The 14,663-nt window shown below is 67.9% G+C and carries 17 protein-coding genes; 7 read left to right on the top strand and 10 right to left on the bottom strand.

What is annotated here, in order from left to right; genetic code table 11:
* Both A5712_RS08070 and A5712_RS08065 read right to left on the bottom strand, forming a co-directional pair.
* Positions 1-673, bottom strand: a 673-nt coding sequence (locus A5712_RS08070) for a 3-hydroxyacyl-CoA dehydrogenase family protein (RefSeq protein ID WP_068103327.1), incomplete at its 3' end; no start/stop codon positions are given.
* A 252-nt stretch (positions 674-925) separates the two neighbouring features.
* Positions 926-1,687, bottom strand: coding sequence for an SOS response-associated peptidase (locus A5712_RS08065; RefSeq protein ID WP_068103339.1), 762 nt, complete (start codon positions 1,685-1,687; stop codon positions 926-928).
* A 58-nt stretch (positions 1,688-1,745) separates the two neighbouring features.
* Here A5712_RS08065 and aroA point away from each other — a divergent pair, with 58 nt between their 5' ends.
* Complete coding sequence (gene aroA / locus A5712_RS08060; RefSeq protein ID WP_082973337.1) at positions 1,746-3,089, top strand: 3-phosphoshikimate 1-carboxyvinyltransferase; 1,344 nt, start codon at positions 1,746-1,748, stop codon at positions 3,087-3,089.
* A complete protein-coding gene (gene rsgA / locus A5712_RS08055) occupies positions 3,086-4,066 on the top strand; it encodes a ribosome small subunit-dependent GTPase A (RefSeq protein WP_068103323.1) in 981 nt (326 codons plus the stop codon). The genes aroA and rsgA overlap by 4 nt, the downstream gene beginning before the upstream one ends.
* 76 nt (positions 4,067-4,142) lie before the next feature.
* On the opposite strand, the gene A5712_RS08050 is transcribed toward rsgA, so the two are convergent.
* Positions 4,143-4,616 (bottom strand): helix-turn-helix domain-containing protein, encoded by a 474-nt coding sequence (locus tag A5712_RS08050; RefSeq protein WP_068103336.1) that lies wholly within the window; start codon positions 4,614-4,616, stop codon positions 4,143-4,145.
* A 96-nt stretch (positions 4,617-4,712) separates the two neighbouring features.
* Here A5712_RS08050 and A5712_RS08045 point away from each other — a divergent pair, with 96 nt between their 5' ends.
* From A5712_RS08045 to A5712_RS08035, 3 genes are read left to right on the top strand one after another with little or no spacing between them, the layout of a single operon-like run.
* Positions 4,713-5,894 (top strand): thiolase family protein, encoded by a 1,182-nt coding sequence (locus tag A5712_RS08045; RefSeq protein ID WP_068103321.1) that lies wholly within the window; start codon positions 4,713-4,715, stop codon positions 5,892-5,894.
* An 8-nt stretch (positions 5,895-5,902) separates the two neighbouring features.
* Positions 5,903-6,796: an NAD(P)H-binding protein gene (locus tag A5712_RS08040; RefSeq protein ID WP_068103319.1), complete on the top strand. Its 894-nt coding sequence runs from the start codon at positions 5,903-5,905 to the stop codon at positions 6,794-6,796.
* Positions 6,789-7,286, top strand: coding sequence for a DUF302 domain-containing protein (locus A5712_RS08035; RefSeq protein ID WP_068103317.1), 498 nt, complete (start codon positions 6,789-6,791; stop codon positions 7,284-7,286). Before A5712_RS08040 ends, A5712_RS08035 begins: the two co-directional genes overlap by 8 nt.
* Positions 7,287-7,304: 18 nt before the next feature.
* On the opposite strand, the gene A5712_RS08030 is transcribed toward A5712_RS08035, so the two are convergent.
* Positions 7,305-8,702: a carboxylesterase family protein gene (locus tag A5712_RS08030; protein ID WP_231982044.1), complete on the bottom strand. Its 1,398-nt coding sequence runs from the start codon at positions 8,700-8,702 to the stop codon at positions 7,305-7,307.
* A gap of 142 nt (positions 8,703-8,844) precedes the next feature.
* Between A5712_RS08030 and A5712_RS08025 the strand changes: the two genes are divergently transcribed.
* Together A5712_RS08025 and A5712_RS30740 are read left to right on the top strand one after the other, a co-directional pair.
* Positions 8,845-9,345, top strand: coding sequence for a nitroreductase/quinone reductase family protein (locus A5712_RS08025; protein ID WP_068103313.1), 501 nt, complete (start codon positions 8,845-8,847; stop codon positions 9,343-9,345).
* Between the two features lie 38 nt (positions 9,346-9,383).
* Entirely contained in the window at positions 9,384-9,524 is a 141-nt protein-coding gene (locus tag A5712_RS30740; protein WP_156766473.1) for a hypothetical protein, read from the top strand.
* Between the two features lie 66 nt (positions 9,525-9,590).
* On the opposite strand, the gene A5712_RS08020 is transcribed toward A5712_RS30740, so the two are convergent.
* The 6 genes from A5712_RS08020 to ppk2 all read right to left on the bottom strand — a co-directional run bounded on the left by A5712_RS08020 (position 9,591) and on the right by ppk2 (position 14,653).
* The gene (locus A5712_RS08020) at positions 9,591-9,923 is read right to left on the bottom strand and encodes a DUF732 domain-containing protein (RefSeq protein ID WP_197519329.1); all 333 of its coding nucleotides are present in this window, start codon (positions 9,921-9,923) and stop codon (positions 9,591-9,593) included.
* Positions 9,924-9,993: 70 nt separating this feature from the next.
* Positions 9,994-10,530: a hypothetical protein gene (locus tag A5712_RS08015; RefSeq protein ID WP_068103309.1), complete on the bottom strand. Its 537-nt coding sequence runs from the start codon at positions 10,528-10,530 to the stop codon at positions 9,994-9,996.
* A 108-nt stretch (positions 10,531-10,638) separates the two neighbouring features.
* Entirely contained in the window at positions 10,639-11,919 is a 1,281-nt protein-coding gene (locus A5712_RS08010; RefSeq protein WP_068103306.1) for a fatty acid desaturase, read from the bottom strand.
* Positions 11,920-12,006: 87 nt separating this feature from the next.
* Entirely contained in the window at positions 12,007-13,194 is a 1,188-nt protein-coding gene (locus A5712_RS08005) for a ferredoxin reductase (protein ID WP_369830372.1), read from the bottom strand.
* An 89-nt stretch (positions 13,195-13,283) separates the two neighbouring features.
* Positions 13,284-13,787, bottom strand: a complete 504-nt coding sequence (locus A5712_RS08000) for a hypothetical protein (protein ID WP_068103304.1) — start codon at positions 13,785-13,787, stop codon at positions 13,284-13,286.
* A complete protein-coding gene (gene ppk2 / locus A5712_RS07995; protein WP_068103301.1) occupies positions 13,787-14,653 on the bottom strand; it encodes a polyphosphate kinase 2 in 867 nt (288 codons plus the stop codon). Before ppk2 ends, A5712_RS08000 begins: the two co-directional genes overlap by 1 nt.
* Positions 14,654-14,663 lie beyond the last annotated feature (10 nt).

Genomic DNA, 14,663 nt, shown 5'->3' with positions numbered 1-14,663 from the left:
GAAACATGCCGTCGACGTCCTCCGGGCGGGCCACGCCCTCGGCGACCACGGCCAGCGACTCGCGCTTGATGGCCGCCCAGATCCGGTTGAAGATGAAGCCGGTGGACTCCTTGCGCGCCTCGAAGGGGAAGACGCCGAATTCCGGCAGCACGGCCAGCAGCGTGTCGAGGAGCCCGCGGTCGGTCTGACCGTCGGACATCAGGTCGACCGCGTTGACCTCCGGCGGCATGTAGAAGTGCACGTTGCACAACCGGGTTTTGTCGCGGACGCCGGCGGCCATCAGGCGCGAGGGGTACGACGAGGAATTGGTGCCGAAGATGGTGTCGGGCGGCGCCGCTTGATCAATCTGGTCCCATGTCGCGATCTTGATCTCGAGCTTCTCCGGGACGGATTCGATGACGAGCCAGGCGTCGGCCAATGCCTCCTCGAGCGAACCCGCGCCGGCCGCGCTGCCCGCTTCGCCGAAGCCCCGGTCGGCCACTACCTTCGGCAGCGTCTCGGTCACGTATTGCACGGCGGCGGCGCGCTGTTCGGCGCGCGGCGCGAAGATCCGAACGGTTCCGCCGCGGGTGGCGAACATGAGCGCGATGCGCCGGCCCAATGTTCCGGCTCCGATCACCGCGACCGGGCGGTGCTGGATGTCCTCGAACGTGTACGTGTACGAACCACTCACACGAACACACTAAGCCGCGCCCGCACGCGAAGCTCCGTCGCCGAAACACAAACGATGCGCCGAGGATTGTCGCGCGAAGACAGTCGATTACTACAGCACGATCCCGGCGGCGTTGCCCAGGATGATCTGCTGGCCACCGGGCGGCAGGTAGCCGCCGGTCGGCCCGTAGACGCCGTAGATCGGGTCGGTGGCTCCCATCTCCGGCGGCGCGCCAGGCTCAGGACTGGTGCACGATGGTAGCGAGGTTGCCGGCTACAGGAGCTTCATTTGCTCCGATCGCTCTTCGACCGGCTCTAGCAGCTGCGGCCCGTTGTTGCGCACGCTGTTGACCAGCGTCGACACCTCGCGCATGCGGATGTCCCGCACGTCGGGTGGTCGGGTGAGCAGCTCCTCGTCGATGGGGGCGTCCGGGTCCAGCCAGCGGTCCCAGTCGCGTTCGGGCAGCGCCAGCGGCATGCGGTCGTGGATCTCGGCGAGTTCGCCCGGCGCGTCGGTGGTGATGATCGTGCAGCTCAGCAGCGGCGAACCGTCATTGGCTGGTTTCCAGACCGACCACAACCCCGCCATGAACAGCGGCTCGCCGTCTTCGCGGTACATGAAGAACGGCGTCTTGGCCGACTTCTTGCCGGTGCCGTCGGAATTGACGCGCCACTCATAGTAGCCGTCCATCGGGATCAGGCAACGCTTCGACTTGGCGCTCGAGCGAAAGGCGGGCGAGCTGGTCACCTTGTCGGCGCGGGCGTTGATCAGCAGCGGGCCCTTGCCCTCCGGCGCCCCGTCGGGGCCGGCCTTGACCCACGGCGGGATCAGGCCCCAGCGCATCAGCCGGACCCGCCGCGTGGGGTCGTCGTCGGGCTCGGTGTGGCGGGTGACGACCGTCGCGATGGTCGCGGTCGGGGCCACGTTGTAGTTGGGCTCGCCCGCGCGTTCAGACGCCCCGGTCGCCTCGTCGATCGCCTTGATCTTCTCGGCCAGCTTGGCCGGATCGGTCGTCACGGCAAAACGTCCGCACATAACCTCCATAGTGCTCCGCACCCGATCCCTGAGTGCCCGGTACGGCAGGATGAAGCACGTGAGCTCGTGGACGGCCCCCCAGGCGACCGCACCGGTGCGCGCGACCGTCACGGTTCCGGGCTCGAAGTCGCAGACCAACCGGGCGCTGGTGCTGGCGGGGCTGGCGGCCGCGCAGGGGCAGGGCACCTCGACCATCACGGGCGCGCTGCGCAGCCGCGACACCGACCTGATGATCGGGGCGCTGCGCACCCTGGGCCTGCGCGTCGACGGGCCCGGCTCCGACCTGACGGTGAGCGGCGCGATCGCCCCGGCGCCCGGCGCCACGGTGGATTGCGGCCTGGCGGGCACGGTCCTGCGTTTCGTTCCGCCGCTGGCGGCCCTGGCCGATTCGGTCGTCGAGTTCGACGGCGACGAGCAGGCCCGCGCCCGGCCCATCGCCCCGCTGCTGGACGCCCTGCGCGGCCTGGGCGTGAAGATCGACGGGAACGGTCTGCCCTTCCGGGTCCAGGGCGGCGGGTCCGTCGCGGGCGGCACCGTGGCCATCGACGCCTCGGCGTCCTCGCAATTCGTTTCGGGCCTGCTGTTGTCCGCGGCGTCGTTCACCGGCGGCCTGATGGTCCAGCACACCGGGGCGGCGGTGCCGTCCGCCCCGCACATCGCGATGACGATCGTGATGCTGCGCCAGGCCGGGGTCGACGTCGACGACTCCGTTGCCAACCGCTGGCGGGTAGCGGCCGGCGCGGTCGCGGCCCGTCACTGGGAAGTGGAACCCGACCTGACCAACGCCGTCCCGTTCCTGGCGGCGGCCGTGGTCAGCGGCGGGACGGTGCGCATCACCGGCTGGCCGTCGAGGAGCGTGCAACCCGCCGGCGACATCCTGAGCGTCCTGGGCAAGATGAATGCCGTTGTGACGCAAACTGATTCGTCCCTCGAGGTGAGCGGGTCGCCCGATTACGCCGGGTTTGACGTCGACCTGCGCGCGGTCGGAGAGCTGACGCCGTCGGTGGCGGCGCTGGCCGCGCTGGCCACCCCGGGATCGGTGTCACGCCTGTCCGGGATCGCCCACCTGCGGGGCCACGAGACCGATCGGCTGGCCGCGCTGAGCGCCGAGATCAACCGCCTGGGCGGTGACTGCGCCGAGACGCCCGACGGCCTGGTGATCACCGCGAAACCGCTGCACGCCGGCACCTGGCGCGCCTACGCCGACCACCGGATGGCGATGGCCGGCGCGATCGTCGGGCTGCGCGTCGCCGGGGTGGAGGTGGACGACATCGGCTCGACCGGCAAGACCCTGCCGGAGTTCCCGCAGCTGTGGGCCCGCATGTTGGCGCCCGGTGACGATGCGGGCCGCATCGGCGGCCCGAGGAGGAGGCGGGCAATCGAGCCGGAGCCCGGCGGTTGAGGCCCGGCGACTACGACGAGTCCGACGTCAAGGTCCGCTCCGGCAGGGGCTCGCGACCGCGAACGAAGACCCGTCCGGAGCACGCCGACGCCGAGGCCGCCATGGTGGTCAGCGTCGACCGCGGGCGCTGGGGGTGCGTGCTGGGCGGCCGGCCCGATCGCCGGGTCACCGCCATGCGGGCGCGCGAGCTGGGCCGCACCCCGATCGTCGTCGGCGACGACGTCGACCTGGTCGGCGACCTGTCCGGGCGCACGGACACCCTGGCCCGCATCGTGCGCCGCGGCGAGCGGCGAACGGTGTTGCGGCGCACCGCCGATGACACCGATCCCACCGAACGGGTGGTGGTCGCCAACGCCGACCAGCTGCTGATCGTCGTCGCGCTCGCCGACCCGCCGCCGCGCACCGGGCTGGTCGACCGGGCGCTGATCGCCGCCTACGCCGGCGGCCTGACGCCGATCCTGTGCCTGACCAAGACCGACCTCGCGCCGCCGGGGCCGTTCGCCGAGCAGTTCGTGGACCTGGACCTGACGGTGGTCGCCGCCGGCGTCGACGACCCGCTGCTGGCGGTGGCCGGCCTGATCGCCGGGAAGATCACCGTGCTGCTCGGGCATTCCGGCGTCGGCAAGTCGACGCTGGTGAATCGCCTTGTGCCGGAGGCGGATCGGGCCGTCGGCGAGGTCACCGAGATCGGCAGGGGCCGGCACACGTCCACCCAGTCCGTCGCCCTGCCGCTGGAAGGCTCCGGGTGGGTGATCGACACGCCGGGGATCCGCTCGTTCGGCCTGGCCCACATCCGGCCCGACGACGTGCTGGACGCGTTCTCGGACCTGGCCGAGGCGATCGACGACTGCCCGCGGGGCTGCGGGCACATGGGGCCGCCGGCCGACCCGGAATGCGCGCTGGACACCCTGTCCGGGCCGGCGGTGCGCCGCGTGGCCGCGGCCCGCCGGCTGCTCGCGGTGCTCAGGGAGACCTGACCAGCTCGGCGAGCGTGCGTGTTTGTACGCCGACACGCCGTAATAGGCGTACATCTGCGCACCCTCGCGCCCGTGATTAGCCGGACTTGGCCAGCCGCATGCCGAGCTCGCCCGGCGGCACCAGATGTCCCTCGGCGCAGCGGATTTCGACGCTCACCTCGGCGCCGCAGCCCACGTGCGTGAGCCGCAGCCGGTGACGGCCCGCCAGGTGGCGGCGGCCCCACTCGAACATCGCCCAGACCACCGGCATGAAGTCGACGCCGGCCTCGGTGAGCACGTACTCCTCGCGGCTGCGCTGCCCCGGCTCGCGGTAGGGCCGCCGCTCCAGCAGGCCCAGCTCGACGAGCTCGGCAAGCCGCGCCGACGTGGCCGCCTTCGTGATGCCGACCCGGCGCGCGAAGTCGTCGAACCGGGTGGTGCCGTAGTACGCCTCGCGCATGATCAGCATCGCGGATTTGGTGCCGACCACCGCCATGGTCTTCTCGATCGCGCATTCACCGACCGGCGACCACTTCTCGCGGTCCGCCAGAGCGCCTTGCAGGAATGTCATGTAGATCACCTCCCGGTCTGAGTTGATTTTAGTGTACCCAGATGTTTATCTGGGTACAGCTAGCAATACCTAGCTACTAGGCCTCAAGGAGGAGCCATGGTTCAAGGTCGCGACGCCGTCATCGTCGGTGCCGTACGCACCCCGATCGGCAAGGGCAAGGCCAGCGGCGCGCTGCACGACGTGCTGCCCGCCGACCTGCTGGCACACAGCCTGCGCGAACTGGTAGCCCGCACGGGCGTCGACCCGGAGCGCATCGACGACGTCATCGCCGGTGCCGTCACCCAGGCCGGCGACCAGGCCGTCAACATCGCGCGCAACGCGCTGCTGGGCGCGGGATTCCCGGAGTCGGTTCCCGGCGTCACCATCGACCGGCAGTGCGGGAGCAGCCAGCAGGCGATCAGCTTCGCCGCGCAGGGCGTGCTCGCCGGCGCCTACGACCTCGTCGTCGCGGGTGGCGTCGAGTCGATGAGCCGCGTCCCGATGGGTAGCTCGGTGCTGCCCGGCAGCAACCCGTTCGGTCACGACATGGCGCAGCGCTACCCCGACGGGCTTGTCCCACAGGGCATCAGCGCCGAGCTGATCGCCGCGAAGTGGGGCTTCTCGCGCACCCAGCTCGACGAGTTCTCAGCCGGCAGCCACGACAAGGCCGCCCGCGCCACCAAGGACGGGCTGTTCGACAACGAGCTGATCCCGATCGCCGGGCTCGCCACCGACGAGATCATCCGGCCCGGCACCACGGTCGAGACGCTGGCCGCCCTGCAGCCGGCGTTCTACAGCGACGCGGTGAACGAGCGCTTCCCGCAGATCAATTGGGAGATCACGCCCGGTAACTCGTCGCCGCTGTCCGACGGCAGCGCCGCGGTGCTGATCACCACCAGCGAGGTCGCCAAGCAACTCGGGCTCCGTCCGCTGGCGCGCATCCACACCACCACCGTGGTGGGCTCCGACCCGCTGTACATGCTGACCGGGGTCATCCCGGCCACCGAGAAGGTGCTGCGCCGCGCCGGGCTGACGCTGGCCGACATCGACCTGTTCGAGGTGAACGAGGCGTTCGCGCCCGTCGTCCTCGCCTGGGCGCACGACACCGGGGCCGACCTAGCCAAGACCAACGTCAACGGCGGCGCCATCGCGATCGGCCACCCGTTGGGCGCCAGCGGCGCGCGCATCATGACCACCCTGGTCAACGCGCTGCACCAGCGCGGCGGACGCTATGGCCTGCAGACGATGTGCGAGGGCGGCGGCATGGCCAACGCCACCATCATCGAGCGGTTGGGCTAACCGCGGCCATGACAAGGATCCTGGTGACCACCGCCAATGGTGATACCGGCCGTCCGATGGTCGAGTACCTGCTCGACCGCGGACTGCCGGTCACGGCGATGGTCCGACGGGACGACGATCGCGCCCAACGTCTCCGCGATGCCGGCGCCGAAGTTGTGTTCGGGGACCAGCTCAATCTCGGTGACGTGCGCGCGGCACTCGAGGGCGTGCGGCGCGCCTACTTCAATTTCCCGGTCGGTGAGGGACTCGTGGAAGCGGCGGTGATGTTCGCCCAGGCGGCCAGGGAGCAAAACCTCGAGCTGATCGTCAACATGAGCCACATTCAGTCGCGACCGCGGGCCCGGAGCAAGGCCACGCAGAATCACTGGCTCTCCGAGCAGGTATTCGACTGGTCGGGGATTCCGACGACCAATCTGCGGGTCACGTTCTTCATGGAATGGCTGACTTACATCGCCGCGTCGATCCGCGCCGGCCGCTATGTCATGCCCTTTGACGCCGACAGTCGCTTTGCTCCAATCGCCGCACGAGACATCGCGTTGACCGCCGCCACCATCTTGAGCGATCCGCACGGACACGGCGGCCGGACGTACACCCTGACCGGACCGGTCGAGTACAGCCACCAGGAATTGGCCGCCGATGTCGGGCGCGTCCTCGGTCGAGAACTCCCGTTCGAAAATGTCACCGCGACAACGTTTCTCGATCTTATCGGGATTCCTAACGACACCGCCAAGCTGAGGCACTTCGAGGCGGTGGCGATCGACCAACGCGAAGGGCGCCTGGCCGGCATCAGTGATGCGGCGCCGAAGATCATCGGCCGCCCGCTCACCACGGTCGAGGATTTCGTCAACGAGCACCGCTCGATGTTCGAACAAAACCACGACAGGGAGGCCGAACATGTCTGAGCGCACCGAAATCAAGTTCGACGGCGTGCGGGTCCGCTACGACAGCGTCAAGGGTTTCGACGAGCTGGTCGCTGCGCTACTGGCCGATATCGGCGAGAAACCGGTACCGATCAACGAGATCGCCAAGACGCATGACGACTGGGAATCGTATCGGCAGGAGGTCGAACAATACGTCGGGCCAAGCGGATTCATGTTGTTCGGTTTGTTCGACCACGGCGCGTGGATCGGGCGGGCCGGCGTCGACCGCAAGGCGTTGCGGGTGATCCTCGGCAACCCGCTGATCGCGATCACGATGCTGCGCCACGACGTGACCGCGGGCCTGTTCGCCCCGGTCGAGCTGTTCCTGACCGACGAGGGCGACGGCAGCAGCCTTACCTACGTGAAGCCGTCGTCGCTGATGGTCGTCGAGCCCAACGACGAATTGCTCAGTGCGGCAGAGAAGCTCGATGACAAGCTCGCGGCGCTGGCCGAGAAGGTGGTCGCAGGCTGAGGTGATTCGACAAGTGTGTCAGATTCGAAGCGACGAGCTCCCTAGCGCAGCGGCGCCGCCGTGCGCGAAGGCGGCCCAGTAACCGCGCGTCTTGCGAGCCACATCGGGGTCAATGGGGTCAGGTTCGGGGCCGAGCATTGGCGCGTCGGCCCAGCACTCTGGCGACCCGAACAGCAGCGGCAGCTCGATGCAGTGGCATGCGCGAAAGGGCGCGCCTGGCGGTGACCAGTCCACGCGGAAAGTCGCGGCGGCACCGCCATTTGAAATCCAGGATTTGGCGAGTTCAAGCGCCGGCCGGCCAAATATCCGCCGGGTCACCACGTCGCCGAGCAGTCGGGCGGCGGCCCGACCCGGTGGGCCAAGACGCTGGAGCCGTTGCCCTCGCGAGTCCATGGCGACGAACGCGTCCGCGTCGTTGCGGGCGAAGCCAACGAGCACCTCAACCCGGGCTGCGGCTTCGGCGAGTTTGCGGCCTTCGTCGCGGGAGGCAGGGAGCGGGTCGATGCCCGCGATCGGTGCGAACGGGAACCCACCGCGCAGGCCAAATCGCTGTGCCGTTGTCACAGCGGCGGTTTGAGCGTTGAGCAGTTGCCCGACGCTGGCCTCGCCGGGGTCCACACCGCCAAGCGCGCCGGTCACCGCTTCTCGCATTGCCGCCGTCATCGCCTCCCTGCCGCTTCGCACACCGAGCGGGGCGCTTTGCAGGATGGCGTGGTGGAACAGGCCCGTCGCCTCCTCACTGAGGATCAGTGACAACACCGAATCTCCGCCCGCCGACTGGCCGAAGATCGTCACTTGCGATGGGTCGCCGCCGAACGCCGCGATGTGCTGCTGGGTCCAGCGCAACGCCATGATCTGATCCCGGAGTCCCAAGTTCGCTTCCCCGCCCGCGTTGGGGTTGAGGTATCCGAAGATGCCGAGCCGGTAGCTGACGGTGACGACGACGACGCGACCCTCCCCGACCAGCGCATCGGGGTCGTACTTGGGTGCCTCTCCGCTGCCCGACAGGTACGCCCCGCCGTGGAACCACACCATCACCGGGAGCCCCCGAGCGCCGCAAGGCGCTGTGACGCTGAGTATCTGACATTGCTCGCTGACGGCGAGACCGTCAACCAGCGGACCATTCACGAAATCCAAACGCGACGGCAACTGCGGACACACCGGACCGCGCCTCGTCGCATCGCGCACATCGGTATGCGGTGACGCGGAAACCGGCGCGGCGAATCGCTCGGCGGTCGCGTAGGGAATGCCGTGCGCCCTGATCAGAACGCCGTCATCGTCAACAAGTAGCGGACCGCAATCCGCTTCAAGGCGTCTTTGCGCCACCAGGTCACCGTACCGATCCGGGAAAAGCCGCATCCGGAGCCCCGACTCAATTCCGTCATGGACCACTGCGCGCTGCGGCGCGCGGATCACCAGGGCCTGTGGTCAGTTTCTTCGACGACTGACCAACGATGGTTCCGCACAGTGACGACACACGGCAACACGGTCAGCCTGGCAAGATCAGTCGTGGAGCCGCGGTCGTGCGGCCTCGCTTCGTTTGCGGGAGGAGTCATCCATGAGCGACGCCGATGCGGCATCGATCCGAGCGGCGCGCAGTGACTGGATCCGCGAGCACCTCGAGACGTACCTAAGCTCCGGCGGCACGCGCGGCCACATCATGGATGTGAGTGCGGTCGGGGGACGCGAACTGACCACGCACTGCTTGATCAAGGTTGTCGGTCGCAAATCGGGTAAGACCTATGTCAGACCGTTGATCTACGGCAACGTCGGCGGGGAGATCGTGATCGTCGCATCCAAGGGAGGCGCCGACACGCATCCGGATTGGTACTTGAATGTCTTGCAGAGCAACACGATCGGCGTTCAGATCGCCACCCAGGCATTCGAGGCCACCTGGCGGGAGCCCGAAGGCCAGGAACGCCATGAGGTGTGGGCCTACATGGCGCACCTGTATCCGCCGTACCTCGCCTATCAGAAATCAACTAGCCGTCAGATCCCGCTGGTGATGCTGACACCCGTGCGTGCGATCGACGTCTTCTCCGCGGAACACTCAGGCTAGCGGGCTCTAGCCTCACCTAAGTCAGGACGTCGTCTCTGATGGTGGTCGAGCCCAACCCCGAATTACCGAGAGCGGCCGAACAACTCGGCGCGAAGCGGGATGCCCTGGCCATCAAGGTGGCCGACGCCACGCCGAACGATATGGGCCGCGTTCAACCAGAGAACATCTCGCGGGCGTAGGGCAGCTTCGTCGACAAGTAGCGCCTCCCTTGAAACCCGGTCAGGCCGGCCAGCCGCAGCGCTCGATCAGTCAAACTTGCTGGAGTACTGCGGGCAGTACGCACCCGTCGCCGCACCCATGATCTTGGCGAGCGAGGCGTCGGCCAACTGCGGGAGGCCCTGTTTGGCGTCGGCAAAGGTCTGCTCGAACGTGAACCCGTGAGCCCAGTCGGTGCAAACCGCATGCCCGATTTGGACCATCGTTTGGTCCGAGCCGCTCGCCCAGGTGATCCCCTTATCCTTCAGGGTTTGCAGATAGTTGTCATCCGTTGAGTCGGCGTTCGCGAGTGGGGCTGCAAAGACGGCGATACCGCCCAGGACGGCGGCGAGCGGGCCGGTCAAGCGCGCGGTCTTCTTCATTTGCTGACTCCTCATCTAGGCGGCAGCAGTTAGATTATCCGGAACCTGCCGGCTAGCAAATCGAAACGGATCAGAGCCAGCCGGTGCGGGCGGCGGCGACGGGCTCGGCCGGCGCGGGGGCCAGTTCGCCGTCGCGCACGCCGTCCAGCATTCGCTTCACCGCGGCAACGATCTCCGGGGCCGTCGCGGCAAGCCCGGCCAAATCGGCCTCGCTGACCTCACTCACGTCGACGCCCGCCCGCTCCAGCACGGCGGCCGGGTCGGCCAACTGGCCGGCCAGCCATGACACCGGGTCTGCGGTCAGCTCGGGGACGAAGTTGCGGCGGCCCGGTTCCCAGCCGTCGAAACGCGGATGGTGATGCGCCCGGTCCAGCGTGCCCGGCGGGCTCTCGGTGGATCCGAAGAGGTCCACCCGCCACACCGGCCGGGTGAAGGCGATCGGGACGCCGGCGTAGATCGATCCCTGCGGCTCGCCCCGGTCGACCAGGCGCAGTTCGAGCCTGACTCCCCGTTCCGGCGTCTCCTGACCGGCGAGCGGGCGCGGGTCGACGAAGTACATGTCCCCGACGACGACACCGAGGGTTTCGAATCCGAACGCTGCGAACATCGCGTGCCTCCTAGTCCCGCATCGAGCCTAGGACCCAGGCGCCGAATGTGCACTCACCGCGAGGATTTGGGTGAAAATCCGCGCTGGGTGCACGCTCGGCGAGGCACGCTACGCGGCCAGGTCGTCCCTGCGGCCCTGCTTCGCTTCCTTCTTGGCGCGCCGCCAATCCCGCACGGTGGCGATGGCGGTCTTCAACCCGCGCCGGCGTCCGGTCGCCGGGTCGGTGCCGGCGAAACCGGGCTCCAGTTCGGCGAACATCCGCTCGCTGCGCGTCTCCGGCGCGTTGTCGGCGTCGTCGCGCAGGTATTTGTTCGGCAGCGACAGCTTGGCCAGCGTGCGCCACGTCTTGGCGTACTGCACCAGGAAAGAGCCCGTGGTGTAAGGCAAGTCGTACTTGTCGCACAGCGCGCGCACCCGGACCGAGATCTCGTGCAGCCGGTTGCTCGGCAGATCGGGATACAGGTGATGCTCGATCTGGTGGCACAGGTTGCCGCTCATGAACCGCAGCGCGGGGCCGGCCTCGAAGTTGGCGCTGCCCAGCATCTGGCGCAGGTACCACTGGCCCTTGGTCTCGCCGATCATGTCGGTCTTGGTGAATTTCTCTGCGCCATCGGGGAAGTGGCCGCAGAAGATCACGGCGTTCGCCCACACGTTGCGGATGATGTTGGCGACCGCGTTGGCCGTCACCGTCGACCGATAGGTCGCGCCGGGCGACAGCGCGGTCAGCGCCGGGAACGCGACGTAATCCTTGACGACCTGTCGGCCGGCCTTGGCGAGAAACTCGTCGATGCGTTTGCGGGCGTCCTCGTTGTCCATCCGCTTCTTGACGATCTTGCCGATCTCCACGTGCTGCAGGCCGACGCCCCATTCGAACAACAGCGCAAGCATGGTGTTGTAGAGCAGGTTGAAGCTGTTGAAGCGCTTCCAGCGCTGATCCCGGGTGACGCGCAGCAAGCCGTAGCCGACGTCGTCGTCCATCCCGAGGATGTTGGTGTACTTGTGGTGCACGAAATTGTGCGTGTAGCGCCAGTGCTTGGACGACCCGCTCATGTCCCACTCCCACGTCGAGGAGTGGATCTCCGGGTCGTTCATCCAGTCCCACTGGCCGTGCATGACGTTGTGGCCGATCTCCATGTTCTCGATGATCTTGGCCACGCCCAAGGTCACGGTGCCGGCCCACCACGCCGAGCGGCGCGAGCTGGCGGCCAGCAGCACGCGGCCGGCCACCTCCAGCGCGCGCTGCGCGGCGATGGTGCGACGGATGTAGCGGGCATCGCGCGCCCCTCGAGAGTCTTCGATGTCCTGGCGGATGGCATCCAGCTCAACTGCCAGGCTTTCGATGTCAGCGTCCGTCAGATGGGCGAATACGTCGACGTCTGTGATTGCCACTCGTCGTCATCTCCCTACGGTCATGTCGTCGGTGCAATACCTACGCTATCGTAACCTACGAATCCGTAGGTTACCTGTGAGTAATCTTTAAATGTCGAGCACGCAATCGCCGGACGCGGCCGACACGCAGGTCTGAATCCGGGTTCCGGGCTCGTGTTCGGCGCCGGTTCGCAGATCGCGGACGTGCCCGTCCACCAGGCTTACCACGCAGGACTGGCAGATACCCATCCGGCAGCCGAAGGGCATCTGCACACCCGCGCCCTCGCCGGCATCCATCAACGGCGTCGCCCCGTCGGCCGCGACGGCGCGCCCGCTGCGCGCGAACGTCACCGTGCCGCCGGCCCCGGCGGGCGCGGCCTTGGACACGGCGAACCGCTCCAGGTGCAACCGGTCGCCGATGCCTGCCGCCGACCACACCTTCTGCGCCTGGTTGAGCATGCCCTCCGGCCCGCAGGCCCAGGTCTGACGCTCGCGCCAGTCGGCGACCTGTTGATCCAGGGCGGCCAGGTCGAGCCGGCCCTGCTTGCGGGTCTCGCGCACCTGCAAGCGGTAGCCGGGCTGGTTGGCGGCCAGCGCCGCCAGCTCGGCGCGGAACATCACGTCGGATTCGGTGGGCGCCGAATGCAAATGCGTGATGTCACCAATCTGGTTGCGGCGCACCAACGTTCGCAGCATCGACATCACCGGCGTTATCCCGGAACCGGCGGTCAAAAACAGGATCGACGACGGCGCCGGGTCCGGCAGGACGAAGTTTCCCTGGGGCGCGGCCAGCCGGACGATGGTTCCGGGCTCGACGCCGGCCACCAGGTGGGTGGACAGGAAACCCTCGGGCATCGCCTTGACGGTGATGGTCACCGTGCGGGGCGAGCCGCTGGTCTCGGCCGGGCTCGAGGTCAGCGAATACGACCGCCACCGCCAGCGCCCGTCGACGAGCAGCCCGATCCCGATGTACTGGCCGGGCTGATAGTCGAAGCTGAAGCCCCAGCCCGGTTTGATCACCAGGGTCGCGGAGTCCTCGGTCTCGCGGCGGACCTCAAGGACACGGCCCCGCAGTTCCCGCGCGGACCACAGTGGGTTGGCCAGATGCAGGTAGTCGTCGGGCAACAGCGGCGTCGTGATCCGCGCGGCGAGCTTGCGTAGCGCGTGCCAGCCGGGGTGCCGCTCGGCGCCGGCCACAACGGGTCGCTTGGTGTCGACGACGTTGCCCCTGATCGATGGGTTACGTCTGCCCAGCGGAAGCTCCTGCTCACTAGCCGGCGTCTGGCTTACGCCCACCATTGTCGCCGATTCTGTGCGCTCCACGAAACCTACGGTAGCGTAACCTACGGTGTCGTAGCTAGTCGGAATCCGTCACATTCGGCGCGTCAGAGCAGGTCAAGCAGGAACGGCAACTCCTGGTTCGCATACCAGGCCAAGTCGTGGTCCAGCGCGTCGCCGACGATCAGCTCGGCGTCCTCGTCACCCAGGTCGGCGGCGTCGATGATCTCGATGGCCCGGATGACGTCCGGCTCGGCGGCGGCGTTGTCGACGTAGGCGGCGACGACCTGCTCGAGCGTGACCGGGGCGCCGAGGCGCACGACGGCGTCGTCGAGATCGGGACGGAACTTGGCCTCCTCGACCTCGGCGGCCAGCACCGCGCGCCGGGGCGGCAGGCCGGTTTCCGCACCGTTGGCCGCGAGCAGTCGCAGCGACCCCAGCGCCGCCTCGCGCAGCGCCACGTCGGCGAGTTCGTCGTCGTCGCCCTCGGCGTAGGCCTCGCGCAGCGTCGGCGTCACCGCGAACGCGGTGCCGTTGACCGGCCAGAGGGAGCCCTCGGCGACGAGCCGCTGCAGCATCTCCAGCGTGGCCGGGATGTAGACCTGGATCATCAGCCCCCGACCAACGTGGCCGCGTAGTCGTCGACGTAGTTCGACAACTCGCGCGGCGGGCGCTGGTAGTTCTCAGCCACCACCGGCTCCTTGGGCAGCTTGACCTTGGGCCGGCCCACGTCGTAGTACTCGATCGTGGACAGCAGGTGGGCCATCATGTTCAGCCGCGCGTGCTTCTTGACGTCGGATTCCACTATGTACCAAGGGCTTACCGGGGTGTCGGTGTGGACCATCATCTCGTCCTTGGCGCGCGAATAGTCCTCCCACCGGTACAGCGACTCCATGTCCATTGGGCTGAGTTTCCATTGGCGGACAGGGTCATTCAGGCGCGCCCTGAACCGGCGCAGCTGCTCGGCCTCGGAGACCGAGAACCAATACTTGCGCAACAGGATCCCATCGTCGATCAGCATCTGCTCGAAGATGGGCGTCTGCCGCAAGAAGAGCACATACTCCTGCGGCGTGCAGAATCCCATCACCTTTTCCACGCCGGCGCGGTTGTACCACGACCGATCGAAGAGCACGATTTCGCCCCTGGCGGGCAGGTGCGCGATGTAGCGCTGGTAGTACCACTGGCCCCGTTCCCGGTCGCTCGGCGCGGGTAATGCCGCGATCCGGGCGACGCGCGGGTTCAGGTATTCGGTGATCCGTTTGATCGTTCCGCCCTTGCCGGCCCCGTCCCGGCCCTCGAAAAGGATCACGATGCGCGCGCCGACGTGGCGCGCCCACTCCTGCAACTTCACGAATTCCGTTTGCAGCCGGTATATTTCGGTTCGGTAGACTTCGTCGGAGATTTTGCGCGTGGTCGCGGTGCTCGATTTCTTCCCGCTCGCCTTCGCCGACGCCCCGTCATTTATCGCGGTGCTCACAATTACGAAT

The organism is Mycobacterium sp. E2327, from assembly GCF_001672675.1.
Taxonomy (GTDB): Bacteria; Actinomycetota; Actinomycetes; order Mycobacteriales; family Mycobacteriaceae; genus Mycobacterium.
The sequence above is the reverse complement of the archived record's forward strand: the minus strand, read 5'-3'. Positions and strand labels throughout refer to the sequence as shown.